Annotated in this window: 22 protein-coding genes; 11 read left to right on the plus strand and 11 right to left on the minus strand. The window is 70.5% G+C overall.

Annotated features, from left to right (window positions below):
* The first annotated feature begins 19 nt into the window (after positions 1-19).
* Together ACIA3K_RS28650 and ACIA3K_RS28655 are read left to right on the plus strand one after the other, a co-directional pair.
* Positions 20-1,048, plus strand: a complete 1,029-nt coding sequence (locus ACIA3K_RS28650) for an ABC transporter ATP-binding protein (protein ID WP_396804728.1) — start codon at positions 20-22, stop codon at positions 1,046-1,048.
* On the plus strand, positions 1,041-2,054 hold the full coding sequence (locus ACIA3K_RS28655) for a dipeptide ABC transporter ATP-binding protein (RefSeq protein ID WP_355050671.1): 1,014 nt from the start codon (positions 1,041-1,043) through the stop codon (positions 2,052-2,054). Before ACIA3K_RS28650 ends, ACIA3K_RS28655 begins: the two co-directional genes overlap by 8 nt.
* 77 nt (positions 2,055-2,131) lie before the next feature.
* Here ACIA3K_RS28655 and ACIA3K_RS28660 read toward each other — a convergent pair whose 3' ends face one another.
* Complete coding sequence (locus ACIA3K_RS28660; RefSeq protein WP_396804710.1) at positions 2,132-2,521, minus strand: chorismate mutase; 390 nt, start codon at positions 2,519-2,521, stop codon at positions 2,132-2,134.
* Between the two features lie 292 nt (positions 2,522-2,813).
* On the opposite strand from ACIA3K_RS28660, the gene pcrA reads away from it, so the two are divergent.
* Positions 2,814-5,219, plus strand: a complete 2,406-nt coding sequence (gene pcrA, locus ACIA3K_RS28665) for a DNA helicase PcrA (protein ID WP_396804711.1) — start codon at positions 2,814-2,816, stop codon at positions 5,217-5,219.
* Positions 5,220-5,353: 134 nt separating this feature from the next.
* Here pcrA and ACIA3K_RS28670 read toward each other — a convergent pair whose 3' ends face one another.
* A complete protein-coding gene (locus ACIA3K_RS28670; protein WP_396804712.1) occupies positions 5,354-6,127 on the minus strand; it encodes a M23 family metallopeptidase in 774 nt (257 codons plus the stop codon).
* A 261-nt stretch (positions 6,128-6,388) separates the two neighbouring features.
* The gene (locus ACIA3K_RS28675) at positions 6,389-7,096 is read right to left on the minus strand and encodes a M23 family metallopeptidase (protein WP_396804713.1); all 708 of its coding nucleotides are present in this window, start codon (positions 7,094-7,096) and stop codon (positions 6,389-6,391) included.
* Positions 7,097-7,523: 427 nt separating this feature from the next.
* Between ACIA3K_RS28675 and ACIA3K_RS28680 the strand changes: the two genes are divergently transcribed.
* From ACIA3K_RS28680 to sucD, 3 genes are all read left to right on the plus strand, one after another.
* The gene (locus ACIA3K_RS28680) at positions 7,524-7,928 is read left to right on the plus strand and encodes a cobalamin B12-binding domain-containing protein (protein ID WP_396804714.1); all 405 of its coding nucleotides are present in this window, start codon (positions 7,524-7,526) and stop codon (positions 7,926-7,928) included.
* Between the two features lie 417 nt (positions 7,929-8,345).
* Complete coding sequence (sucC, locus tag ACIA3K_RS28685) at positions 8,346-9,524, plus strand: ADP-forming succinate--CoA ligase subunit beta (protein ID WP_234590183.1); 1,179 nt, start codon at positions 8,346-8,348, stop codon at positions 9,522-9,524.
* A 2-nt stretch (positions 9,525-9,526) separates the two neighbouring features.
* Positions 9,527-10,414, plus strand: a complete 888-nt coding sequence (gene sucD, locus ACIA3K_RS28690; RefSeq protein ID WP_396804715.1) for a succinate--CoA ligase subunit alpha — start codon at positions 9,527-9,529, stop codon at positions 10,412-10,414.
* A 63-nt stretch (positions 10,415-10,477) separates the two neighbouring features.
* On the opposite strand, the gene ACIA3K_RS28695 is transcribed toward sucD, so the two are convergent.
* Positions 10,478-10,738 carry a DUF4190 domain-containing protein gene (locus ACIA3K_RS28695; protein WP_396804716.1) on the minus strand — a complete coding sequence of 87 codons (261 nt, stop codon included), beginning with the start codon at positions 10,736-10,738 and terminating at the stop codon, positions 10,478-10,480.
* Between the two features lie 201 nt (positions 10,739-10,939).
* On the opposite strand from ACIA3K_RS28695, the gene ACIA3K_RS28700 reads away from it, so the two are divergent.
* Positions 10,940-12,235: a DUF6350 family protein gene (locus ACIA3K_RS28700; RefSeq protein ID WP_396804717.1), complete on the plus strand. Its 1,296-nt coding sequence runs from the start codon at positions 10,940-10,942 to the stop codon at positions 12,233-12,235.
* Between the two features lie 169 nt (positions 12,236-12,404).
* Here the strand turns inward: ACIA3K_RS28700 and ACIA3K_RS28705 are convergent, their stop codons facing one another.
* Both ACIA3K_RS28705 and ACIA3K_RS28710 read right to left on the minus strand, forming a co-directional pair.
* Positions 12,405-12,965 (minus strand): DUF4190 domain-containing protein, encoded by a 561-nt coding sequence (locus ACIA3K_RS28705; protein WP_396804718.1) that lies wholly within the window; start codon positions 12,963-12,965, stop codon positions 12,405-12,407.
* Positions 12,966-12,991: 26 nt separating this feature from the next.
* Positions 12,992-13,303 carry a CD225/dispanin family protein gene (locus ACIA3K_RS28710; protein WP_396804719.1) on the minus strand — a complete coding sequence of 104 codons (312 nt, stop codon included), beginning with the start codon at positions 13,301-13,303 and terminating at the stop codon, positions 12,992-12,994.
* 167 nt (positions 13,304-13,470) lie between these two features.
* Between ACIA3K_RS28710 and purN the strand changes: the two genes are divergently transcribed.
* Both purN and purH read left to right on the plus strand, forming a co-directional pair.
* Positions 13,471-14,091: a phosphoribosylglycinamide formyltransferase gene (gene purN / locus ACIA3K_RS28715; RefSeq protein WP_355050659.1), complete on the plus strand. Its 621-nt coding sequence runs from the start codon at positions 13,471-13,473 to the stop codon at positions 14,089-14,091.
* On the plus strand, positions 14,088-15,659 hold the full coding sequence (gene purH, locus ACIA3K_RS28720) for a bifunctional phosphoribosylaminoimidazolecarboxamide formyltransferase/IMP cyclohydrolase (RefSeq protein WP_396804720.1): 1,572 nt from the start codon (positions 14,088-14,090) through the stop codon (positions 15,657-15,659). The genes purN and purH overlap by 4 nt, the downstream gene beginning before the upstream one ends.
* A 111-nt stretch (positions 15,660-15,770) precedes the next feature.
* Here the strand turns inward: purH and ACIA3K_RS28725 are convergent, their stop codons facing one another.
* The 5 genes from ACIA3K_RS28725 to ACIA3K_RS28745 form a co-directional block, all read right to left on the minus strand.
* Positions 15,771-16,805 carry an ABC transporter ATP-binding protein gene (locus ACIA3K_RS28725; protein ID WP_396804721.1) on the minus strand — a complete coding sequence of 345 codons (1,035 nt, stop codon included), beginning with the start codon at positions 16,803-16,805 and terminating at the stop codon, positions 15,771-15,773.
* Positions 16,789-17,817, minus strand: coding sequence for an ABC transporter ATP-binding protein (locus ACIA3K_RS28730; protein ID WP_396804722.1), 1,029 nt, complete (start codon positions 17,815-17,817; stop codon positions 16,789-16,791). Before ACIA3K_RS28730 ends, ACIA3K_RS28725 begins: the two co-directional genes overlap by 17 nt.
* 7 nt (positions 17,818-17,824) lie before the next feature.
* Positions 17,825-18,781, minus strand: coding sequence for an ABC transporter permease (locus ACIA3K_RS28735; protein WP_355050655.1), 957 nt, complete (start codon positions 18,779-18,781; stop codon positions 17,825-17,827).
* Positions 18,782-18,799: 18 nt separating this feature from the next.
* A complete protein-coding gene (locus tag ACIA3K_RS28740; RefSeq protein ID WP_355050654.1) occupies positions 18,800-19,738 on the minus strand; it encodes an ABC transporter permease in 939 nt (312 codons plus the stop codon).
* A 197-nt stretch (positions 19,739-19,935) separates the two neighbouring features.
* Positions 19,936-21,537, minus strand: a complete 1,602-nt coding sequence (locus ACIA3K_RS28745; RefSeq protein WP_355050653.1) for an ABC transporter substrate-binding protein — start codon at positions 21,535-21,537, stop codon at positions 19,936-19,938.
* Between the two features lie 449 nt (positions 21,538-21,986).
* Between ACIA3K_RS28745 and ACIA3K_RS28750 the strand changes: the two genes are divergently transcribed.
* Together ACIA3K_RS28750 and ACIA3K_RS28755 are read left to right on the plus strand one after the other, a co-directional pair.
* Positions 21,987-22,847, plus strand: a complete 861-nt coding sequence (locus ACIA3K_RS28750) for a bifunctional methylenetetrahydrofolate dehydrogenase/methenyltetrahydrofolate cyclohydrolase (RefSeq protein WP_396804723.1) — start codon at positions 21,987-21,989, stop codon at positions 22,845-22,847.
* Between the two features lie 127 nt (positions 22,848-22,974).
* A complete protein-coding gene (locus ACIA3K_RS28755) occupies positions 22,975-23,925 on the plus strand; it encodes a malate dehydrogenase (RefSeq protein WP_355050651.1) in 951 nt (316 codons plus the stop codon).
* Positions 23,926-24,057: the final 132 nt, after the last annotated feature.

Here is a 24,057-nt window from a genome sequence, read left to right on the forward strand (position 1 = left end):
TCCAGTGTCCGACATTCTCGTGTCCGAGCAGTCCGCGCCGGGATCCGGCGGGTCCGGACGTCCCTCCGGCCGGCTGCTCGAGGTCGACGACCTGCGGGTGGAGTTCCGTACCCGGGACGGCGTCGCAAAGGTCATCAACGGGGTCACCTACCACGTCGACGCGGGGGAGACCCTCGCCGTGCTCGGCGAGTCCGGCTCCGGCAAGAGCGTCACGGCGCAGACCATCATGGGCATCCTCGACATGCCCCCCGGCTTCGTCACCGGTGGGCAGGTCCGCTTCCACGGCAAGGACATGCTCCGCATGGCCAGCGAGGAGCGCCGCCGCATCCGCGGCGAGGGCATCGCGATGATCTTCCAGGACGCGCTCTCCGCCCTGAACCCGGTCTTCACCGTCGGGTTCCAGATCGCCGAGCAGTTCCGGGTCCGGCGGGGCATGGGTCGCGCCGAGGCCAAGAAGCGCGCGATCGAAATGCTCGACCAGGTCAAGATCCCGAACGCCAAGGGCCGGTTCAACAACTATCCGCACCAGTTCTCCGGTGGTATGCGGCAGCGCGCGATGATCGCGATGTCGCTGGCGCTCGACCCCGAGGTGCTGATCGCTGACGAGCCGACCACCGCGCTCGACGTGACCGTGCAGGCCCAGATCATGGACCTGCTCGCGGAGCTTCAGCGTGAGCGGCAGATGGGCATGATCCTGATCACCCACGACCTCGGCGTGGTCGCCGACGTCGCGGACCGGATCGCCGTCATGTACGCGGGCCGCATCGTCGAGGAAGCCGACGTGTACGACCTGTACGCCAAGCCGGCGCACCCGTACACGCTGGGTCTGATCGACTCGATCCCGCGTCTCGACGAGAAGGGGCAGCAGCTCCGGACGATCAAGGGCCTCCCGCCGAACCTGATGAACATCCCGCCGGGCTGCCCGTTCAACCCGCGCTGCCCCATGGCTCAGCCGGTGTGCCGGGAGAAGGTCCCCCCGCTGCTTCAGGTGGGCCACGCCCGGGCCAGCGCCTGCCACTTCGCCGAGGAGCTGGTGAACCGTGTCTGAGAACATCCTCGAGGTCCGTGACCTGGTCAAGCACTACCCCGTCACCCAGGGTGTGGTGTTCAAGAAGACCGTCGGTCAGGTCAAGGCCGTCGACGGGGTCTCGTTCGGTCTGCGGGCCGGCGAGACGCTCGGTGTCGTCGGCGAGTCCGGCTGTGGCAAGTCGACCCTCGCCCGGGTTCTGATGAACCTGGAGAAGCCGACCGCCGGCAGCGTGGTCTACAAGGGCCAGGACATCTCCAAGCTCTCCGGTGGGGCGCTGCGCCGGCTGCGTCGGCAGATCCAGCTGGTCATGCAGGACCCGTACACCTCGCTGAACCCGCGGATGACGGTCGGCGACCTGATCGGTGAGCCGTTCGAGATCCACCCGGAGGTGGCGCCCCGGGGCAGCCGCCGGGCCAAGGTCCGCGAGCTGCTCGACCTGGTCGGGCTGAACCCGGAGCACATCAACCGGTACCCGCACCAGTTCTCCGGCGGTCAGCGGCAGCGCATCGGGATCGCCCGGGCGCTCGCGCTGCGGCCCGAGGTGATCGTCTGCGACGAGCCCGTCTCGGCGCTTGACGTCTCCATCCAGGCCCAGGTGATGAACCTGCTGGAGAAGCTGCAGGGTGAGCTGGGCCTGTCGTACATCTTCATCGCCCACGACCTGTCGGTGGTCCGCCACCTGTCGGACCGTGTGGCGGTGATGTACCTCGGCAAGATCGTCGAGATCGGCACCGAGGACGAGATCTACGAGCGGCCGACCCACCCGTACACCCAGGCGCTGCTCTCGGCGGTGCCGGTGCCGGACCCGACCCAGCGGAACAACAAGACGATCATCCGGCTCACGGGTGACGTGCCGTCGCCGATCAGCCCGCCCTCGGGCTGCCGGTTCCGGACCCGCTGCTGGAAGGCGCAGGATGTCTGCGCCGAGCAGGTCCCGCTGCTGGAGATCCGCCGCGACTCGGACCACCCGAGCGCCTGCCACTTCGCGGAGCGACGCGAGATCGTCGCCACCCACGAGGCGTGATTCACCGGAACCGCCTGCCGACGTCACCACGACGACGGCAGGCGGTTTCGTCTGCCCAGGCTCGCCGAGCAGCGCCCTCAGAGCGGCCCGCGGCCCGCTCGCAGCAGCAACAGCGCCAGTTGCGTACCGTCGGCGCCGAGCGCGAGCCGGAAGCGTTCCAGGATGTCCCGTTCCCGGGAGAGCACCAGCCGCGTGCCGCCGGAGGCCATCCGGGTCGCGCCGACCTCCCGCGACAGCGCGGCCCGCTCCTGCCAGAGCGTGATCAGGGCGTGGTCGATCTCGTCGATCCGCTCCCTGATCTGCACGATCCGCGCGGCGGCGGTCGGCTCCACGGTGCCGGTCCGCGCGTCGGCCGGTTCGCCGGACTCCACCGGAGGGCCCGCCTCCGACACGCTCCCGTCGACCGGGGCCTGTGCCGGGTCCGGCCGTGCCGGGCCGCCGTTCTGCTCCACCACGTCTGTCATCATCGGGTACCTCTCGCGCTCTGGTGCCCCGTGCCCGCAACCCGGGACGAAAAAGCCCCGGACTCCAGGAGCCCGGGGCGTTTCGCAGGTCTGATCGATCAGGCGCGACCTACGGCAGCCGGACTCCCGGTGCCGTAGTAAAAGTAGTAGCGCGCTCCGATCACGCCGTCGAGTATGCCCACGCGGATGGCCGGCGCGCAAGGATTCGACGCGGTTCGTGACGCCGTGCCCGGCTGGCGGACGGGCCCCGCACCGCTCGGGAAGTGTCCGGCTGGCGGCATAGACTTGTCGCGCGATGCATCCTCTCTTCGACATTCCCGCGTCCCCGCCCGCGCCGGAGTCCGCGCCGGCCCGTCCGCACCGGCCCGGGTCGGCCTCCGCCCGCCTCGATCCGGGGCAACTGCTCGACGGGTTGAACGGGCCGCAGCGCGACGCGGTCAGCCACGCCGGCTCCCCGTTGCTGATCGTGGCCGGCGCCGGTTCCGGCAAGACCCGGGTGCTCACCCACCGGATCGCCTACCTGCTCGCCGCACGGGACGTCCACCCCGGCGAGATCATCGCCATCACGTTCACCAACAAGGCGGCGGGCGAGATGAAGGAGCGCGTCGCCGCGCTGGTCGGGCCACGGGCCCGGCTGATGTGGGTGTCGACGTTCCACTCCGCGTGCGTCCGCATCCTGCGCGCCGAGCACGAGCACGCCGGCCTCAAGTCGACGTTCTCGATCTACGACGCGGACGACTCCCGGCGCCTGATGCAGTTGGTCGCCCGGGAGTTGGATCTCGACCCCAAGCGCTACCCGGCGCGTGGGCTGGCCGCCCAGGTCTCCAACCTCAAGAACGAGCTGGTCGACCCGGAGCAGTTCGCCGCGCGGGCCAGCGGGCCCAACGAGCGGGCGCTCGCCGAGGCGTACACGCTCTACCAGCGCCGGCTGCGCGAGGCGCACGCGCTGGACTTCGACGACCTGATCATGACGACGGTGCACCTGCTCCAGTCCCACCCGCACGTGGCCGAGAGCTACCGGCGGCGGTTCCGGCACGTGCTCGTCGACGAATACCAGGACACCAACCATGCCCAGTACATCCTGATCAAGGAGCTGGTCTCCGGCACCGACGGGTTGGCGCCGGCCGAGCTGTGCGTGGTCGGTGACGCCGACCAGTCGATCTACGCGTTCCGGGGCGCGACGATCCGCAACATCCTGGAGTTCGAGCGGGACTTCAGCGACGCGCGGACGATCCTGCTGGAACAGAACTACCGCTCCACGCAGACCATCCTCAACGCGGCCAACGCGGTGATCGACCGCAACACGTCCCGCAAGCCGAAGCGGCTGTGGAGCGAGGCCGGCGACGGCGAGCGGATCGTCGGGTACGTGGCGGACACCGAGCACTCCGAGGCCGACTGGGTGGGTCGGGAGATCGACCGCCTCGTCGACGCCGACGAGACCCGTCCCGGTGACGTCGCCGTCTTCTACCGCACCAACGCCCAGTCCCGCGTCTTCGAGGAGGTGTTCATCCGCGCCGGCCTGCCGTACAAGGTGGTCGGCGGGGTGCGCTTCTACGAGCGCAAGGAGGTCCGGGACGCGCTGGCGTACCTGCGCTCGGTGGTCAACGACGACGACACGGTGAGCCTGCGGCGGGTCCTCAACACCCCCCGGCGGGGCATCGGCGACCGCGCCGAGGCCTGCGTCGAGGCGCTCTCCAGCCGGGACCGGATCTCGTTCGGCGCGGCGTTGCGCCGGGCCCGGGAGGCACCGGGCATCTCCAGCCGGGCGGCCAACGGCATCGCCGACTTCGTGGCGCTGCTCGACGGCGCACGGGAGCTGGCCGAGACCGGCACCCCGGAGGAGGTGCTGGAGGCCCTGCTCACCCGCTCGGGTTACCTCACCGAGCTGGAGGAGAGCCTCGACCCGCAGGACGCCGGTCGGGTGGACAACCTCCAGGAGCTGGTCAGCGTCGCCCGGGAGTACACCGAGCGGATCGAGGCCCTGGGCGAGGAGGGGGACCGGGCCACCCTGGCCGGCTTCCTGGAGCAGGTGGCGCTCGTGGCCGACGCCGACCAGATTCCCTCCGACGACCCCGACCACCAGGGCGTGGTCACCCTGATGACGTTGCACACCGCCAAGGGCCTGGAATTCCCGGTGGTCTTCCTGACCGGTCTGGAGGACGGCGTCTTCCCGCACCTGCGCTCGCTGGGCGACACCCGCGAGTTGGAGGAGGAGCGCCGACTGGCGTACGTGGGGATCACCCGTGCCCGTCAGCGGCTCTACCTGTCCCGTGCGGTCACCCGCTCGGCGTGGGGGCAGCCGTCCTACAACCCGCCGTCACGCTTCCTGGAGGAGTTGCCGCCGGAGCTGGTGCGCTGGGAGCGCACCGAGGGGTCGTACACCTCGTGGGCTGGCGGAGGCGGCGGCGTCGGTGGCCGCGCGGACCGCGCGCCCGGCGGGCGCGGCACCTTCACCGGGGGTACGCCCAAGGCGGCTCAGCTCGCCCAGCGGCTCGGCGTGGACGGCAGTCGCCTGACCACGGCCAGCGAGCTGCCGCAGGGGCCGAAGGTGGCGGCCGGCGACCGGGTCAACCACCAGCGCTACGGCCTGGGCCGGGTGCTGGCCGTCGAGGGGCACGGCCCAGGCGCCCGAGCGCAGATCGACTTCGGCGACCAGACCATGTGGCTGGTCCTGCGCCACGCCCCCGTAGACAAGCTCTAACCCCCGCGCGCCCCCCGCGCGCGCCCCCCGCGCGCGCTCCACTCCCGCGCCGATCTTGCACTTTCGGTTGTCGACATGAGGGCTTCTGCCCTTCATGTCGCCGCAGAAAGTGCAAGATCGGCGCAGGTACGGGGTCAGCAGCCCAGGTCTACGCCTCGGGCGCGCATGAACGGGGCGGGGTCGATCTGGTTCCACATGCCCTGGTGCACCTCGAAGTGCAGGTGCGGGCCGGTGGCGTCGCCGGTGGCGCCCTCGTAACCGATGACCTGGCCCGCCTTGACCTTCTGGCCGACGGTGACGGCGATGCGGCTCTGGTGGGCGTAGTGGGTCAGGTAGCCGTTGCCGTGGTCGATGAAGACCGAGTTGCCGTACCCGTCGGCGGCGTCACCGGCCTGGGTGACAGTGCCGGCCGCCGCGGCGTGGATGGGGGTGCCCGAGGGCAGCGCCAGGTCGATCCCGGCGTGCAGGGTGCCCCAGCGCTGGCCGTAGCAGGAGGTGACCTCGGCCCCGGGCATCGGATTGACCCAGGCGGCCGTCGGCCTGGTGGTCTTCTTCGGCTTTGGCTTCGGCTTCGGCTTGGCGACGGCCGTCTTCGTCGGCGACGGGCTGGCGGCGACGGCCGAGGGGCTCGCGGTCGGGCTGGCCGACGGGGAGGCGGGCGCGCTCGACTCGCGGGCCGAACGGTCGGCCCGGCTGGCGGCCTCGGCCCGGGACTGCGCGTCGAGGGAGACGGCGGTCGGCGCGGGCCGGTCGGGTCCGGTGGTGGCGACGGCGACCCCGCCCAGGCCGAGGGCGACCAGGCCGGCCGCGCCGAGCACGATGAGGCGGTTCCGCCGGCGGGCGCGCCGAGGCTGCTCACCGGTGGTGTCGGGGGTGTTCTCGTTCTGGACGGGGCTGTCTTCCGGCACGGCGGACCTTCACAGTCGAGGGGCACTTGACCTCGAAATACTGGTGCCGGGCCGAGTGGGATGACCGCGTGGTCCGGCCGTCCGACGCGCGGACCCTAGGCGAGCCCGCCCGTTATGAGACGCTCTTTAGCCCCACGTCCGGAAAAATGATCATGTGCCCCGTGTGCTGGGTCACAGTTGGCGCTGTGACCCAGGGAACATCAGCACACGCAGAACCGCCCGGATCGACAGATCCGGGCGGTCAACGGTCAGTACGCAGCGTCAGGACGCGGCTGCATCGCTGTAGATTGCCTCGACTTGCAGCTTGATGTCCACTCCGCGCTCCTGGAGGTACGGAACGGGGTCGATCGTTGCGCCCTTGACATGGATTTCGAGGTGCAGGTGGGTGCCGTAGGCGTGACCGGTCTGGCCCACCAGGCCGAGCTGGTCACCCGCCTTGACCTGCTGGCCCTCCTTGACGCTGAGCGCGGAGGAGTGGCCGTAGATGGCCTCGCTGCCGTCGGCGTGCTGCACGATCACGGCGTAGCCGTAGCCGCCGAACCAGCCGGCCTTGGTGACCAGCCCGTCGTGGACGGCGACGTAGGGAGTGCCCTCGGGGACGACCAGGTCGACACCGGTGTGCAGCTTGCCCCACCGCATCCCGTACGGCGAGTTGAAGTCGTAGCCCTGCAGCGGCAGCATCCAGACATCGGGCTCGGCCGCTTCCTTGCCGCGGCTGTCCCGGGAGGCCCGGTCCGCGTTGTCCGCGCGGGCCGCCGCGTCCTGGCTGGTGACCGACGCCTGCTTGAGCTCGTCGAGCACCGACGGGCTGACGTCCTTGGCGTCCGGTAGGGCCGACGCGCCCAGCGCGACGATGCCCGCGCCGACGAACGCGGTGGTGACGACCGCCGCGTAACGGCTACGCGGGGGGGTGGGTACGCGGCGGCGGCCGCGATATCGATCGGGCTCAGACGACAGGCGCTGGCGCACGCACACCCTCCGTTGTCGGGGTTCCGAGGCGACCGGTGGACGTCCGTGAAGCTCAGATGAACGTCTGCCGACCGCGTCGTCACCCGTCCATGGACCTGATGACAACCGTGGACACGTTAGCCAACCGCCAGGCGAGTCACAAGCCAGACCGTCGAATTGGCGTGTCGACTTGTCCGTTTGCGTCCGTGATTGTCACGCATCGTGCCGTCGAACGGTGCCCCCGTAACCACCCGTTCGTCGCCGAGCGTGACCGATCCGGCGGAGTAGTCCGGCTTGACGCCGCGGCCGGGCGAGGGCGTGTGCCGCCGGGCCCGTCCGAGGTCGCCGGGATGACGGACGTGTTTCCGGCCCGGATTTCCCGGCCCCGGCCGGGCGGGTTACCGTTCGTTCAGGTGAAGGCCGTCGAGCCGGTGAAAGGTGTGCGCTGATGAGCTCTCGAATTCGGGTCGTCGTCGCCAAGCCAGGTCTGGACGGCCACGACCGCGGTGCGAAGGTCGTCGCCCGGGCCCTGCGGGACGCCGGGATGGAGGTCGTCTACACCGGCCTGCACCAGACGCCCGAGCAGATCGTGGAGACGGCCATCCAGGAGGATGCCGACGCGGTAGGACTCTCCGTGCTCTCCGGCGCGCACATGACGCTGTTCCGCCGGGTGGTGGAGTTGCTCACCGAGCGCGACGCGCGGGACATCGTCGTCTTCGGTGGCGGCATCATCCCGAACGGCGACATCCCGGAGTTGGAGAAGCTGGGCGTCGCGAAGATCTTCACGCCGGGCGCCACCACCCAGGCGATCGTCGAGTGGGTCCGCGAGAACGTGGCGCAGCCGGTCTCCTGAGCGGAAACGCTGAATCCGGGCACGGGGGAGGGGCCGGACGCACCCCTCACACGTCCGGCCCCTCTATGCACGATGCCCCGCCGCCACCCCTCGACCGACAGGGCATCGGCCGTCTCCCGTCATCGCGCTGTGCAGCGCTCCGACACCTGACTCAACGACGACCCCACGGCCGGGTTACGCACCCCCGCCAACATCGCCCGGACGGCTGACACCCGCCCTGGCCTGGCCAGAACCGGTCGTGCCCCGATCGCCTCTGTGCATTACCGCACACCGCGCACCCGCTCGGTTGCCGGCCGTGCCCACCTCGCTAGGCTGCCGCCAATGGCCTGTTTCAACTGATGACAGGCGTCAAACTGTTTTCTGAACGCTGGTGGCGGCGCGACGGCGCGCCGCGGAGACGGGACGGGACGCGCAATCGTGGACCTGTACGAGTACCAGGGGCGGGACCTGTTCGAGCGGCACGGCTTGCCCGTGCTGGCCGGCGGCGTCGCCACTACCCCGGAAGAGGCCCGCGCGATCGCCGAACGCCTTGGCGGCCGGGTGGTCGTCAAGGCGCAGGTAAAGGTCGGCGGCCGAGGTAAGGCCGGCGGCGTCAAGCTGGCCGAGGGCCCGGATGAGGCGGTGGCCCGGGCCACCGACATCCTCGGCATGGACATCAAGGGTCACACCGTCCACAAGGTCATGATCACGGTGACCGCGGACGTGGCCGAGGAGTACTACTTCTCGTACCTGCTCGACCGGGCGAACCGCACCTTCCTCTGCATCGCCAGCGTCGCCGGCGGCATGGACATCGAGCAGGTCGCCGCCGAGACCCCCGACAAGGTCGTGAAGGCCCCGATCGACGCCGTCAAGGGCGTGGACGAGGCCAAGGCCCGCGAGATCGTGACCGCCGCCGGCTTCCCGGCCGAGGTCGCCGACCAGGTGGTCGAGATCGCCGTCGGCCTGTGGCAGGCGTTCGTCGCCGAGGACGCCACCCTGGTCGAGGTCAACCCGCTCGCCAAGAACGGCGACGGCCGGATGCTGCTGCTCGACGCCAAGATCAGCCTGGACGAGAACGCGGCGTTCCGGCACCCGGACCACGAGGCGCTCGTCGACCAGGCCGCTGTGGACCCGCTGGAGCAGGCCGCCAAGGCCAAGGATCTCAACTACGTCAAGCTCGACGGCGAGGTCGGCATCATCGGCAACGGCGCGGGTCTGGTCATGTCGACCCTCGACGTGGTCGCGTACGCCGGTGAGCGGCACGGCAACGTCAAGCCGGCCAACTTCCTCGACATCGGCGGCGGCGCGAGCGCCGCGGTGATGGCGAACGGGCTGGAGATCGTGCTCTCCGACCCGGCCGTGAAGAGCGTCTTCGTCAACGTCTTCGGCGGCATCACCGCCTGCGACGAGGTCGCCAACGGCATCATCCAGGCGCTGGCCCTGCTCGAGCAGCGCGGCGAGCAGGTCACCAAGCCGCTCGTCGTCCGTCTCGACGGCAACAACGCCGAGGCTGGCCGGGCGATCCTGGACGGCGCGAACAACCCGCTCGTGCAGCGGGTGGACACCATGGACGGTGCGGCCGAGCGGGCCGCTGAGCTGGCAGCTGCGGGGGTCTGATCATGGCTATCTGGCTGACCAAGGACTCGAAGGTCATCGTCCAGGGGATGACCGGCTCCGAGGGCTCCAAGCACACCCGGCGGATGCTCGCCGCCGGCACCAACGTCGTCGGTGGCGTCAACCCGCGTAAGGCGGGCCAGACCGTCGACTTCGACGGCACCGAGCTGCCGGTCTTCGCGTCGGTCGCGGACGCCATGGCCGAGACCGGTGCCGACGTCACCGTCATCTTCGTGCCGCCGCAGTTCACCAAGGCCGCCGTGGTCGAGGCGATCGACGCCGCGATCGATCTGGCCGTCGTGATCACCGAGGGCGTCCCGGTGCACGACACCGCGTCGTTCTGGGCGTACAACGTCTCGCAGGGCGAGCGGACCCGGATCATCGGGCCGAACTGCCCGGGCATCGCCTCGCCGGGCGCGTCCAACGCCGGCATCATCCCGGCCGACATCACCGGCTCCGGCCGGATCGGCCTGGTCAGCAAGAGCGGCACGCTGACCTACCAGATGATGTACGAGCTGCGCGACATCGGTTTCTCCACCTGCGTCGGCATCGGCGGTGACCCGATCATCGGGACCACCCACATCGACGCCCTCGCGGCGTTCGAGGCCGACCCGGAGACCGACGCCATCGTCATGATCGGTGAGATCGGTGGCGACGCCGAGGAGCGGGCCGCCGAGTTCATCAAGGCGAACGTCACCAAGCCGGTGGTCGGCTACATCGCCGGCTTCACCGCTCCGCCCGGCAAGACCATGGGTCACGCCGGGGCGATCATCTCCGGCTCGGCCGGCACCGCCGAGGCGAAGCAGGCGGCGCTGGAGGCCGTCGGGGTGAAGGTCGGCAAGACGCCGACCGAGACCGCGAAGCTGATGCGGGAGATCATGTCCGGCAACTGAGCCGGCAGGGCAACAGCGAAGGGGTCGACCGGAACCGGTCGGCCCCTTCGTCGTACCGCCGGTTCAGTCGTTGTTCCAGAACGGGTAGTTGCCGGTGAGACGCAGGATCGCCCCGCCGATGATGTTGATCACGCCGAACACGATGGCGAGGTAGCCGAGCACCGGCGACTGGCCGTTGCGCCGCGCGTCGCGCAGTGACAGGTAACCGAAGATGATGCCGAGGATGCCGCAACAGATCAGGCCGAGGACGATGCCCAGCACGCCCCAGAGCGTGGTGCGGTCCCGGCCCCGGGCCGGCGGTGGCGGCGGGTATGCGGTCGTCACGACTACCTCCGGTGGGTCGTGGGCGGCCGACCTACCCCGGGTCGCGGCCGGCGGGTGGGACCCGATGGCGGCGACGGCCACCCCCTCAGGGCCGAGGCTAGACCCGTCCGGGTCGCCCGGACCCCGGTTCGCCCAACTCGCCGCCCTCCGGGGCGGGTTATCGGACTGCCACAGCCCGCGCGACGTGCCAGAGTAGAGCGGATGTCCCCCGTCACCCCTGACCGTCCCAGCCGTGCCGGCGGCGTACGCGCCGACGAGCGGCCGGTCGACCGTGCCGCGCCGCGCCGACGGGTGCCCGCGCCCCGCGCCGGTGGGTCGCCGCGCGGTCGGGCGCCGCTGCCCGTCGCCGCCGGGGTGGCCGCCGGCGGGGCCGCTCTCACCTCGTACCTGCCGGTGGCCATCGTGCTCGGCCTGGTCCAGCTCGGCGCGGACTCCACCACGCTCGGCGGCACCCTGCGTACCGCGTTGGCCGGTTGGCTGGTGGGGCACGGCGTTCCGCTGCACACCGAGGCCGGCCCGTTCGGGCTCGCCCCGCTGGCGCTGACCGTGCTCGCGCTGTGGCGACTCAGCCGGGCCGGGGTGCACGTGAGCCGCGCGATCGGCGCCCGCGACAGCCGCTCACCGCGCCGGGCGCTGATCGCGGCCGGAGCGGTCGGTCTGGCGTACGCCCTGTTCGGCGCACTCGCCGCGGTGCTGATCGGTGCGCACGGTCCACAGGTGTCGCCGGTACGGGCGGCGGCCACGTTCGCGGTGGTCGGCGCGGTCGGCGCGCTGGTCGGCGCGATCCGCATCACCGCCGTGACCCGGCTGCTCGTCACCCGGATACCCGGCCCGCTGCGCGACGGCGTCCGCACCGGCCTGGTGGCGGCGCTGCTGCTCCTCGGGGCGGGGGCCGGCGCGGCCGGCCTGGCCGTGGCCACCGGCGGCGGCGACGCGGCGGACATGATCGGCGCGTACCGGACCGGGGTGGCCGGGCAGGCCGGGATCACCCTGGTCAGCATGGCGTACGCGCCGAACGCGGCGGTCTGGTCGACGAGCTATCTGCTCGGGCCGGGCTTCGCGGTCGGCGTCGACACGGCCGTGCGTACCAGCGAGGTGTCCGTCGGCGCGTTGCCGGCCGTACCCCTGCTCGCCGGCCTGCCGCGCGGCCCGGTGGACGGCCTCGGCGCCCTGCTGCTCGCGGTGCCAGTGCTGGCCGGGATGGTCGCCGGCTGGCTGCTCGCCCGCCGGCTGGCCCGCGTCGCCGGGCCGGAGCGCGCTCCGCGACGGTGGGCGGAGTTGCTGGCGCCGGCGGCGTTGGCCGGCCCGGTGGCCGGCGTGCTGCTCGGCGTCGTCGCCGCGGCCTCTGCCGGACCACTCGGGTCGGGACGGCTCGCGCAGCTCGGGCCGGTGGCCTGGCAGGTCGGCGCCGTGGCGGCCGGCGTCGTCGCGGTAGGCGCGCTGCTCGGCGCCGCCGCCACCCGCGTACTGACCCGCACCCCCCGCCCCACCCCCTGACCCCTTCGTTGATCATGAAGTTGTTGTCATGACACGCCGAGGCGAGGGGCGATAACTTCATGATCAACGCACGGGGCGGCGGCCGGGTGGGCCGGGAGCGGTCTGGGGGCGGAAAGGCCGCGGGGCGCCCCGGAGGAGATCCGGAGCGCCCCGACGAGAGGGTTGCCGATCAGGGCTCGGTCGGCAGGTTCACGTTCGCGATGATGCCCAGGATGAACAGCAGGATGCCCAGGCCGACGCCGACCGCGCCGCAGATCAGACCGGCCTTGGCCTGGCCCGCGTTGCTGGCCTGACCCTGGGCGACCTTCTGCTTGGCGAGGTAACCGGTCACCACGCCCGCGATGCCCACCGGGATACCCAGGTAGACGCAGCAGACCAGCGGGATCGACGCGATGCCGAGGATCATCGACACCAGGCCGAGGGTGTTGTTCTGCCCCTGGGCCTGCGGGTACCCGGCGTTCGGGTACGTCGGAGCGCCGTAGGGCTGCTGCTGGCCGTACGGGTCCTGCGGCGGCTGCCCGTACGGGGCCTGCGGCGCGCCGTACGGATCCTGCGGCTGCTGGCCGTAGGGCTGCCCCGGAGCGGGCTGGCCGTACGGCTGGCCCGAGGTGGGCTGCTGGCCGTACGGGGCGGCCGGCGGCGGGGCGTACGGGTCGTGCGGCGGCTGGGGTGCGGTCGGGTCGTTCGGCTGCTGGCCGTACGGGTCCTGACCGGGATTACCGGGCTGCATTCGAGAGAACTCCTTGGTCGGTTCCGTCAGTTGGTGCTGCTGTCCCCACTCATGATCGCGCCCAGACCGCCCAACGCACAGCACAGCAACACGATGACAAGCCACGCGATGCCCACGATGAGGGCCCACTTCGACCACTTCCGCGACTCCGCGGCGGCGGCCTGGGCACCGGCGTAGTCACCCTGCTGCAGCAGCGGGTTGACCTTCGACGCGTTGATGATCGCCGGGATGGCCAGCGGCCAGAACAGGAAGATGGCGACGATCGACATCGTCATGTTGTTGTTGATCGGCGGCTGCTGCTGGGGGTGGGCGCCGGGGTGCATGGGGGTGCTCCTCATTCGATCGGCACGCTCGCCGTGCCGGATTACTGACAGGGGTGCGGGCCGGCACGGTGTCCAGCCCGAGCGACCGGCAGCGTACCGGTTCGATGCTCGTCCGCACCGGCACAGAATCGGCGCGCCGCCCGGCCGAAGGTCGTTCGTGACCTGCCCGATAGGGTGTTGCGGTGACCGAGCCCGCGTCCGTCGCCCGCATCGTCGTCCTCGTCTCCGGCTCCGGGAGCAACCTCCAGGCCCTGCTGGACGCGGCGGTCGACCCCGCGTACGGCGCCCAGGTGGTGGCCGTCGGCGCGGACCGCGACGGCATCGCGGGCCTGGACCGGGCCGAGGCCGCCGGGGTGCCGACGTTCGTCGAGCGGGTCCCGGATCACGACAGCCGGGAAGACTGGGACCGGGCGCTCACCGCGCACGTCGCCAAGCACCAACCAGACCTGGTCATCTCCGCCGGGTTCCTCAAGCTGGTCGGCCCGCACTTCCTCGCCGCCTTCGGCGACCGCTACCTGAACACCCACAACACCCTGCTGCCGGCGTTTCCCGGCATCCACGGCCCGCGCGACGCTCTCGCCTACGGCGTGAAGCTCACCGGGGCCACGCTGTTCTTCGTCGACGCCGGCATGGACACCGGGCCGATCGTGGCGCAGGTCGCGGTGCCGGTGCTCGACGACGACGACGTGGACACCCTCACCGAACGCATCAAGGAAGCCGAGCGCCGCCAGCTCGTCGAGCAGGTCGGTCGGCTGGTCCGCGAAGGCTGGACCATCACCGGAAGGAAGGTCACGGTTCCGTGAGTTCCACTCAGGACGGGCGTCGCCCGATTCGGCGGGCGCTGGTCAGCGTCTACGACAAGACCGGTCTGGTCGAGCTGGCCCAGGCCCTGCACGCGGCCGGCGTCGAGATCGTGTCCACGGGCAGCACGGCGGGCACCATCGCCGCCGCCGGCGTGCCCGTGACGCCGGTGGAGACGGTGACCGGCTTTCCCGAGGTGCTCGACGGCCGGGTGAAGACCCTGCACCCGAAGGTGCACGCGGGCCTGCTCGCCGACCTGCGCAAGGACACGCACGTCGCCCAGCTCGACGAGCTGGGGGTGGCCGCGTTCGACCTGCTGGTCTCCAACCTCTATCCGTTCCAGGCGACCGTCGCCTCGGGGGCCGGCGTCGAGGAGTGCGTGGAGCAGATCGACATCGGCGGGCCGGCCATGGTGCGCGCCGCCGCCAAGAACCACGCCTCGGTCGCCGTGCTCACCGACCCGGCCGGCTACCCGGTGCTGCTCGGGGCGCTCGACGAGGGCGGCTTCACGCTGGCCCAGCGTCGCGCGCTCGCGGCCCGCGCGTTCGCCGACATCGCCGAGTACGACGTGGCGGTCGCCCAGTGGTGTGCCCGTGAGCTGGCCCCCGCCGACGACACCTGGCCGGCGTTCGCCGGCTCTGCGCTGCGCAAGTCGACGGTGCTGCGGTACGGCGAGAACCCGCACCAGCCGGCCGCGCTCTACACGGACCCGGACGCCCCGGCGGGGCTGGCCCAGGCCGAGCAGTTGCACGGCAAGGAGATGTCGTACAACAACTACGTCGACGCGGACGCCGCCTGGCGGGCCGCGAACGACTTCGCCGACCAGCCGGCCGTGGCGATCATCAAGCACGCCAACCCGTGTGGCATCGCGGTGGGCGCGGACGTGGCCGAGGCGCACCGTCGGGCGCACGCCTGCGACCCGGTCTCGGCGTACGGCGGTGTCATCGCGGTCAACCGGCCGGTCTCGGTCGAGATGGCCCGGCAGGTCGCGGACATCTTCACCGAGGTGGTGGTCGCCCCCGGCTTCGACGAGGGCGCGGTCGAGGTGTTGCAGGGCAAGAAGAACGTCCGGCTGCTGCGTGCGCCCGCGTGGACCCCGGCTGCCGTCGAGTGGCGGTCGGTGACCGGCGGTGTGCTGACCCAGGTCGCCGACCGGGTGGACGCCCCCGGCGACGACCCGGCGAACTGGCAGTTGGCGACCGGTGAGGCCGCCGACGACGAGCTGCTGCGTGACCTGGCGTTCGCCTGGCGGGCGGTGCGCGCGGTGAAGAGCAACGCGATCCTGCTCGCCAAGGACGGCGCGACCGTCGGGGTGGGCATGGGTCAGGTCAACCGCGTCGACTCGGCGCAGCTCGCGGTCAGCCGCGCCGGCGCCGACCGGGCCCGCGGCTCGGTGGCCGCCTCGGACGCGTTCTTCCCGTTCGCCGACGGCCCGCAGATCCTCATCGACGCGGGCGTCCGCGCCATCGTCCAGCCCGGCGGCTCCATCCGCGACGAAGAAGTCATCGAAGCGGCGAAGAAGGCCAACGTAACGATGTACCTGACCGGAACCCGCCACTTCTTCCACTAACCTGCCCCGCCCCGGCCCGTAGAGCCTCGTCGATCATGAAGTTATTGCCCTGACACGCCGATGTGCAGGGCAATAACTTCATGATCAACAGGCCTGAGGGCGGACGCGGGGTCAGGCTGTGGTGGGGGAGCGGAGTTCGGCGAAGTGGCAGGCGGAGGGGTGGGGATCCGCCGCCCTTGGGACCGTTGCCGGGTCCTCGATCGCGCAGATCTCCTGGGCCTTCCAGCAGCGGGTCCGGAAGTGGCAGCCGCTCGGCGGGTCGGCCGGGCTCGGCACGTCGCCGACCAGCCGGATCATGCTGCGCTGGTCGCGTACCTCCGGGTCCGGCACCGGCACGGCCGAGAGCAGCGCCTGGGTGTACGGGTGGGTCGGCCGCTCGTAGATCTCGTCCTCGGTGCCGATCTCGACGATCCGCCCGAGGTACATGACGGCGACCCGGTCGGCGATGTGCCGAACCACGGACAGGTCGTGGGCGATGAAGATGTAGGAGAGCCCGAACTCGTCCTGGAGCTGCTCCAGCAGGTTGATCACCTGGGCCTGGATGGAGACGTCCAGCGCCGAGACGGGCTCGTCGCAGACGATCACCTCGGGCCGCAGCGCGAGCGCCCGGGCGATACCGATGCGCTGCCGCTGACCGCCGGAGAACTGGTGCGGGTACCGGTTGATGTGCTCCGGGTTCAGCCCGACCAGGTCGAGCAGCTCCTGGACCCGCTTGGCCTTGCTGCCCTTGGGGGCGGCGTCGGGGTGGATCTCGAACGGCTCGCCGATGATGTCGCCGACCGTCATCCGCGGGTTCAACGACGTGTACGGGTCCTGCATGACCATCTGCATGTTCCGGCGCAGCCGGCGCAGTTCGGACCCGGAGGCCTTGAACAGGTCCCTACCCTCCAGGGTGGCGCTTCCGGAGGTGGGCGTCTCCAGTCGCATGAGCAGCCGGGCGAGGGTGGACTTGCCGCATCCGGACTCGCCGACCACGCCCAGCGTCTCGCCCCGGCGCAGCTCGAAGCTCACGCCGTCGACGGCCTTGACCGCGCCGATCTGCCGCTGGAACAGCACACCCTGACTGATCGGGAAGTGCTTCACCAGGTTGTCGACGGAGAGGATCGTCTCCCCCCGGACCTTGGCGGAGCTAGCGGGCGCTGTCATCACGGACCTCCTGCGCGAAGTGGCAAGCGCTGGTCCGGCCGTCGCCGAGGACCAGGTCGTGCGGCACCACGTCCACGCAGACCTGCTGCGCGTACGGGCACCGGGGGTGGAAGGGGCACCCGGAGGGGATGCGCATGAGGTTCGGGGGCAACCCCTTGATCGTCGACAACGCCTGGCCGCGGACGTCCAGGCGGGGGATCGATTCCAACAACCCCTTGGTGTACGGGTGGGCCGGCGCCCGGTAGAGCGAGCGGACGTCGGCGTGCTCGACGATCCGGCCCGCGTACATGACCGCGATCCGGTCCGCGACGCCGGCGACCACGCCCAGGTCGTGGGTGATCAGGATCATCGCCATGTTGAGGTCCCGGCGCAGGTCGGCGAGCAGGTCCATGATCTGGGCCTGCACGGTGACGTCGAGCGCGGTGGTGGGCTCGTCGGCGATGAGCACCTTCGGGTCCAGCGCCAACGCCATGGCGATCATGACGCGCTGCCGCATGCCGCCGGAGAACTGGTGCGGGTAGTCGCCGATCCGCTTCGCGGCCCCGGGAATCTTGACCAGGTCCATCAGTTCGACGGCGCGGCGGCGGGCATCGGCCCGGGACATGCCGGCGCGCTGGCGCAGCGTCTCGCCGATCTGCCAACCGACCGGGAAGACCGGGTTGAGGGCGGAGAGCGCGTCCTGGAAGATCATCGCGATCTCCTTGCCGCGTACCTGCCGACGCTGCTCCTCGGAGCGGGTGAGCAGGTCCTGACCCTGGTAGAGGATCTGGCCGGAGCGGACGAACGCGGGCGGCGTGTCCAGGATGCCCATGATCGCCTGGGCGGTGACCGACTTGCCCGAGCCGGATTCGCCGAGCACGGCGAGCGTCTCGCCGGCGTCCAGGTGGTACGACACCCCGTTGATCACCCGTGCGACGCCCTCGCTGGTGCGGAACTCGACGTGCAGGTCCCGCAACTCCAGCAGGTGGCCGCCCTCGGGGGTGGCGGAGGCGGGCGTGGGTTCGACGGTCATGAGTGAATCACCGCAGCTTCGGGTCGAAGGCGTCACGGATCGCGTCGCCGAGCATGATGAACGCCAGGACGGTGAGCGCGAGGAAGGCCGACGGAACGAGGAGCGGGGTGGCCGCCTCGCGCATGTGGATCCGGCCGGTGTCGATGTCCTGGCCCCACGAGATGGTCGGGGCCTTGAGGCCGATGCCGAGGAAGGACAGCGTCGCCTCGGCGGCGATGAACGAGCCGAGCGCGATGGTCAGCACCACGATGGCCGGAGCCAGCGAGTTCGGCAGGATGTGCCGCCACATGATCCGGCTGTTACCGGCGCCGAGCATCCGGGCCGCCGCGACGTAGTCCTGTTCCTTGGCGGTGATCACCGAGGAACGGACCACGCGGGCGGCGGTGGTCCATCCGAGGAGCGCCAGCACGAAGACGACAGCGCCGATCCGGGCCCACTGGCTGTCGCTGGACACCCGCTTGAGCAGCACGATCGCGGCCAGCAGCAGCGGGATACCGAGCACCACGTCGATCACCCGGGAGAGCACCGCGTCGACCCAGCGGCCGAAGTAACCGGCGAGCATGCCGACCACGAGCGCGATGATCCCGGTGCCGAGGGTGGCGAGCGCACCGACCAGCAGCGAGGCCCGGGTGCCGTAGACCGCCCGGGAGTACGTGTCGCAGCCCTGGAAGTCGTACCCGAAGATGGCCCCGCCGGACGGCCCGGCGTGCTGTCGGGAGAGCAGGCAGTCGTTCGGATTGTTCGCGGTGAAGACCCCGGGGAGCAGTGCCATCAGGGTGAAGATGGTGACCAGCGCCAACGAGATCCAGAAGATCGGGTTGCGGCGCAGGTCCCGCCAGGCGTCTCCGGCCAGGCTGCGGGGCTTCTGCGGAGCGCCTACCTGGTTGGGTGCGCCCGGTTCGCCCGAAGGGCCCCGCCGCGCGGCCTGGTTCTCGCTGGCCGCGACAGTTTCAAAGTCACTCATGCCGGCACCTCGCTGCGCTCACTCATAGCGGATCCTCGGGTCGAGTACGGCGTACAGGACGTCCACCACCAGGTTCGAGACCAGGTAGACCACGACCAGCACGCTGACGATGCCCACCACCAGGGGGCCGTCCTCGGTGCGGATGCCGCGGAAGAGGTTGAAGCCGACGCCGGGGATGTTGAAGACGCCCTCGGTGATGATCGCGCCGCTCATCAGGTTGCCCAGTTCCACACCGAGGAAGGTGACCACCGGGATCAGTGAGTTACGCAGCACGTGGACGACGACGATGCGCCGCTTGACCAGGCCCTTGGACCGGGCGGTCCGGACGTAGTCCGCGCGCAGGTTCTCCGCCACCGAGGCCCGGGTGAGTCGCAGGGCGGTGGCCAGCGAGAGCGAGCCGAGCACGATGCCCGGCAGCAGGAGCGCGTAGAACGTCGGGTCGGAGCCGGCGGTGGGGGGGAAGAGCTGCCACTTGACGCCGAGGAGGTACTGCGCCAGGGGTGCCAGCACGATCGTCGGGATGCCGAGCACCAGGAGGGTCAGCACGAGCGTCGAGTTGTCGAAGATGCTGGCCCGGCGGATGCCGGCGAGCACCCCGGCGGTGACGCCGAAGATGATCGCCACGGCGAGTGCGATGAGCGCGAGCCGCACGGTGACCGGCCAGGCCGACTGGAGGATGTCACCGATGTTCCGGCCGGTGAGTGACTCGCCCAGGTTGCCCTGGAGCAGGTTCTTCACGTAGTCGAAGTAGCGGTAGAAGAACCCGCCGACGCCGGTGGCGTCGAGGTGGTACTTCTCGGTCAGGTAGGCCCGTTGCGCTGGCGTCACCGGCCGTTCGCCGGCGAGCGCCTGGATCGGGTCGCCCTGCCCGGCGAATGTCAGCGCGTAGACGATCAGGGTGGTCCCGAAGAAGGCGAGGACCATCTGCAGTAGGCGCCGCAGGATGTAGCGGAACATGCTTAGCAGTCTCTCCGGAAATGTGCGAAAGGGTCGCAGGACGGCATCTCTGGTCGTACCCGAAATATCCGGGATGGGCCGTCCGGCCCGGGGGAGCCGACGCCACCGACGCCGGGTCCGCTACTGCGGCCCGGCCCCGGTGGTGCAGACCGGGCCACCCGGGCTTCGTCGCCCGGGTGGCCCGCAGCATGCTCAGCTCAGCTGGCTGCTTCGATCTTGACGAGGTTGACCCGCTGGAACAGGTCCATCTGCACGTTCTTGACCTTCGACGAGTAGCCGAACACGTTCTGGCCGAAGCGCAGCGGGATCACCGGCATGTCCTTGGCCAGGATGTCCTCCGCCTGCTGGTACTTGGCGATCGCCTCGTCCTGCGTCTTGGCGGCGGAACCCTCCTTGACCAGCCTGTCGAAGTCCTTGTTGCTGTAGCCGTAGTAGTTCGACGAGCCGTTCGTGCTGTACAGCGGGCCGAGGTAGTCCTCCATGGTCGGGTAGTCCATGACCCAACCCATCCGGAACGCACCCACCGGCGTCTTCTTCTCGACCTTGGTCAGCAGGTCGGCGAACTTCGGCTCGGCCGAGCCGACCGCGTCCACACCCAGGTTGGCCTTGAGCTGGTTGACCGTGGCGTCGACCCAGTCCTTGTGGCCACCATCGCCGTTGTACGAGATGACGATCTTCGACGGGCCGCCGGCGGCCTGGTAGAGCTTCTTGGCCTCGGTCGGGTTGAACTCGCCGGCCTTGCCCGCGGTGTTCTCCCGGTACCCCGGCAGCACCGGCGAGACGAAGGAGCGCGCCGACGTCTGCGAGCCCTTGAAGACCGACTTGGTGATCTCGTCACGGTCGATCGCCATCGAGATGGCCTTGCGCACGTCCGGGTTGCTGTAGTCCTTGTCGAACGTCGGGAACGCCAGGAACTGGAACGACGACATCGGGCTGGTCTGGTACCGGTCGCCCAGGTCGGTCGGCGCGGTGCTCAGGCTCTCGGTCGGGATCGTCGGCAGCACGTCCAGGTTGTCCGCCAGGACGTCCGCGTACGCCGCGGTGAGCTGCTGGTAGATCCGGAACTCGATGTCCTTGACCTTGGGCTTCTCGCCCGGGAACGCGTCGTAGCGCTCGATGTCGATCTTGCTGTCGTGCTGCCAGGTGCCCTTCATCTTGAAGGGGCCCTGCCCGATCGGCGCCTGCTCGTAGGAGTCCTTGAGCACGCCCGGGGCCGAGAACGCGGCGTCCGGCATCGGGAAGAACGCGTTGTAGCCAAGCGTCGTGCGGAAGTCGATGTACGGGTCGGAGAGCGTCACGGTGAAGGTGAGGTCGTCGACCTTCTTCAGACCCGACATCTCCTTGGCCTTCGGCGCCTTGCCCTGCAGGTCGGCGTAGCCAGCGATCTTCTCGAAGAAGTAGTTGCTGTCCTGGCCGTTCGGGGCGTACGCGCCGTAGTTCCACGCGTTGATGTAGTTCTGGGACGTGACCTTCTCACCGTTGTGGAAGGTGTATCCGTCCTTGAGCTTGATCGTCCAGACCTTGTTGTCGGACGAGGTGATCGACTGGGCAGCCACCTCGTACGGCTTGTTCTGGGCGTCGTAGTCGACGAGCGGGCTGAACAGGCCGGCGATGACCTGAGAGCCGGACGTCTCCGTCGTGTTGGTGGGAACCAGGTGCTTCGGCTCGCCGATCTGGATGCTGACGGCCGAACTGCCGTTGCCACCGGATCCGCCGTCTCCGCCGCTGCCGCAGGCCGCGAGGCCCAGCGTCACCGCGAGCGGGAGGGCGGTCCAGGCAGCGAGTCTACGAACTCGCATTGAGCCTCCTCATCTCCTCACGCTGCGCAGTCATGCCCGACGCTGGGTTTACGCTGCGCAACAGGCGGTAACGGTAGGTCGGCTTACCGCCTGTCGACAACGGCTGGGTCGCGGGCGGGTAACGGTTGCAGTCGTACCTGCTTGCGGGTGGCCCCAGCGCGTGCTATCCCAGACCGGACAGGCGGTGCTGAACTGTGAATTCGTCGGTGATATCGGAGATCTTCCGTCCTCTGGTGAAACGGATTCGGTGCTCCGTGGCGAGTCGTCCGGTGTCGGCCACACGTACCGCTGTCGCCCGTTTCGACGGTGACCAGTTCCACAGATGGTCACTGATAGTGATGAAGGGCACGTGACTCTTCGTTACCGATGGGGGTGTGATCGGGGCCTCGGCGGCCGGCCGGAGCGAGGTCCCGGGAAACGTCAGGTGCCGGACATGAGACGATCTGGTCGTGACGGCGACGGTTCTGGACGGCAAGGCGACCGCAGCGGAGATCAAGGACGAGCTGCGGACGCGGGTGAAGGCTCTCGCGGAGCGCGGCATCATCCCCGGGCTGGGCACGGTCCTGGTCGGGGCCGACCCGGGAAGCCAGGCGTACGTCAACGGCAAGCACCGCGACTGCGCCGAGGTGGGCATCGCCTCGATCCGCCGGGAGCTGCCGGCCGACGCCACCCAGCAGCAGGTCGACGACGTGATCGCCGAGCTGAACGCCGACCCGGCGTGCCACGGCTACATCGTCCAGCTGCCGCTGCCCGCCCACCTGGACACCCAGCGGGTGCTGGAGCTGATCGACCCGGACAAGGACGCCGACGGCCTGCACCCGGTCAACCTGGGTCGCCTGGTCCTCGGCTACGACGGTCCGCTGCCCTGTACCCCGCGCGGCATCGTCGAGCTGCTCCGCCGCCACGACGTGGCGCTGCGGGGCGCCACCGTGGCCGTGGTCGGCCGGGGCAACACCGTCGGCCGTCCGCTCGGCCTGCTGCTCACCCGTCGCAGCGAGAACGCCACCGTGACCCTCTGCCACACCGGCACCCTCGACCTCGCCTCGCACACCCGCGCCGCCGACATCGTCATCGTCGCGGCCGGCGTGCCCGGACTGCTGACCGCCGACATGATCAACCCCGGCGCGGTGGTCGTGGACGTCGGCATCACGCGGGTGATCGGCCCGGACGGCAAGGGCCGCTACACCGGCGACGTCGACCCGGAGGTGGCCGAGACGGCCGGCGCGGTCGTCCCGATGCCCGGCGGTGTCGGCCCGATGACCCGCGCCATGTTGCTGACCAACGTGGTGGAGCGCGCCGAACGCGGCTGACCCGTGCACCGGAGGACGCCGGTGACGTTCGCCCCATCCCGGGGAAGGCCACCGCCCCTGGCCCGATCGGTGCCAGGATGGCTGATACGGTCCGGAAAACCGACTGGTATCAGGGAGTGGGACGACCATGGGTAAGAAGGTCACTGTCGTCGGGGCTGGTTTCTACGGCTCCACCACCGCACAGCGCCTGGCCGAGTACGACGTCTTCGACACCGTAGTGATCACCGACATCGTGGAGGGCAAGCCCGCGGGCCTCGCGCTCGACCTCAACCAGTCGCGGGCCATCGAGGGCTTCGAGACCAAGGTCGTCGGCGTCACCACCGGCCCGAACGGTGAGGGCTACGAGGCCATCGAGGGCTCCGACGTCGTCGTCATCACCGCCGGTCTGCCCCGCAAGCCGGGCATGAGCCGGATGGACCTCCTGGAGACCAACGCCAAGATCGTCCGCCAGGTCGCCGAGAACGTCGCCAAGTACGCCCCGAGCGCCGTCGTCATCGTCGTCTCCAACCCGCTGGACGAGATGACCGCCCTGGCGCAGCTCGCCACCCAGTTCCCCAAGAACCGGGTCCTCGGCCAGGCCGGCATGCTCGACACCGCGCGGTTCAGCAACTTCGTCGCCGAGGCGCTGAACGTGCCCGTGGCGTCCGTACGCACCCTGACCCTCGGCTCGCACGGCGACACCATGGTCCCGGTGCCGTCGCAGAGCACCGTCAACGGCAAGCCGCTGCGCGACGCCATGCCGGCCGAGCAGATCGAGGAGCTGGTCGTCAAGACCCGCAACGGTGGCGCCGAGGTCGTCGCGCTGCTCAAGACCGGTTCGGCGTACTACGCCCCGTCCGCCGCCGCCGCCCGCATGGCGAAGGCCGTGGCCGAGGACTCCGGCGACGTCATGCCGGTCTGCGCCTGGGTCGACGGCGAGTACGGCATCTCCGGCGTCTACCTGGGCGTCGAGGCCGAGATCGGCGCCGAGGGTGTCCGTCGGGTCGTCGAGACCGACCTGGACGCCGACGAGCGCGCGAGCCTCCTGGAGGCGGCCGAGGCCGTCCGCGCGAAGCAGGGCGACATCTCCAGCATGTGATCCACCAGCACCACGACAAAGGGCGCGCCGGCCAAGCCGGCGCGCCCTTCTCGCACCCCCCGCCCCCCCCCCCCCCCCCCCACCCCCCCCCCCCCCCCCCCCCCCCCCCCCCCCCCCCCCCGCCCCCCCCCG

The sequence above is a fragment of the Micromonospora sp. NPDC051543 genome (assembly GCF_044454415.1).
Classification (GTDB): Bacteria; Actinomycetota; Actinomycetes; order Mycobacteriales; family Micromonosporaceae; genus Micromonospora.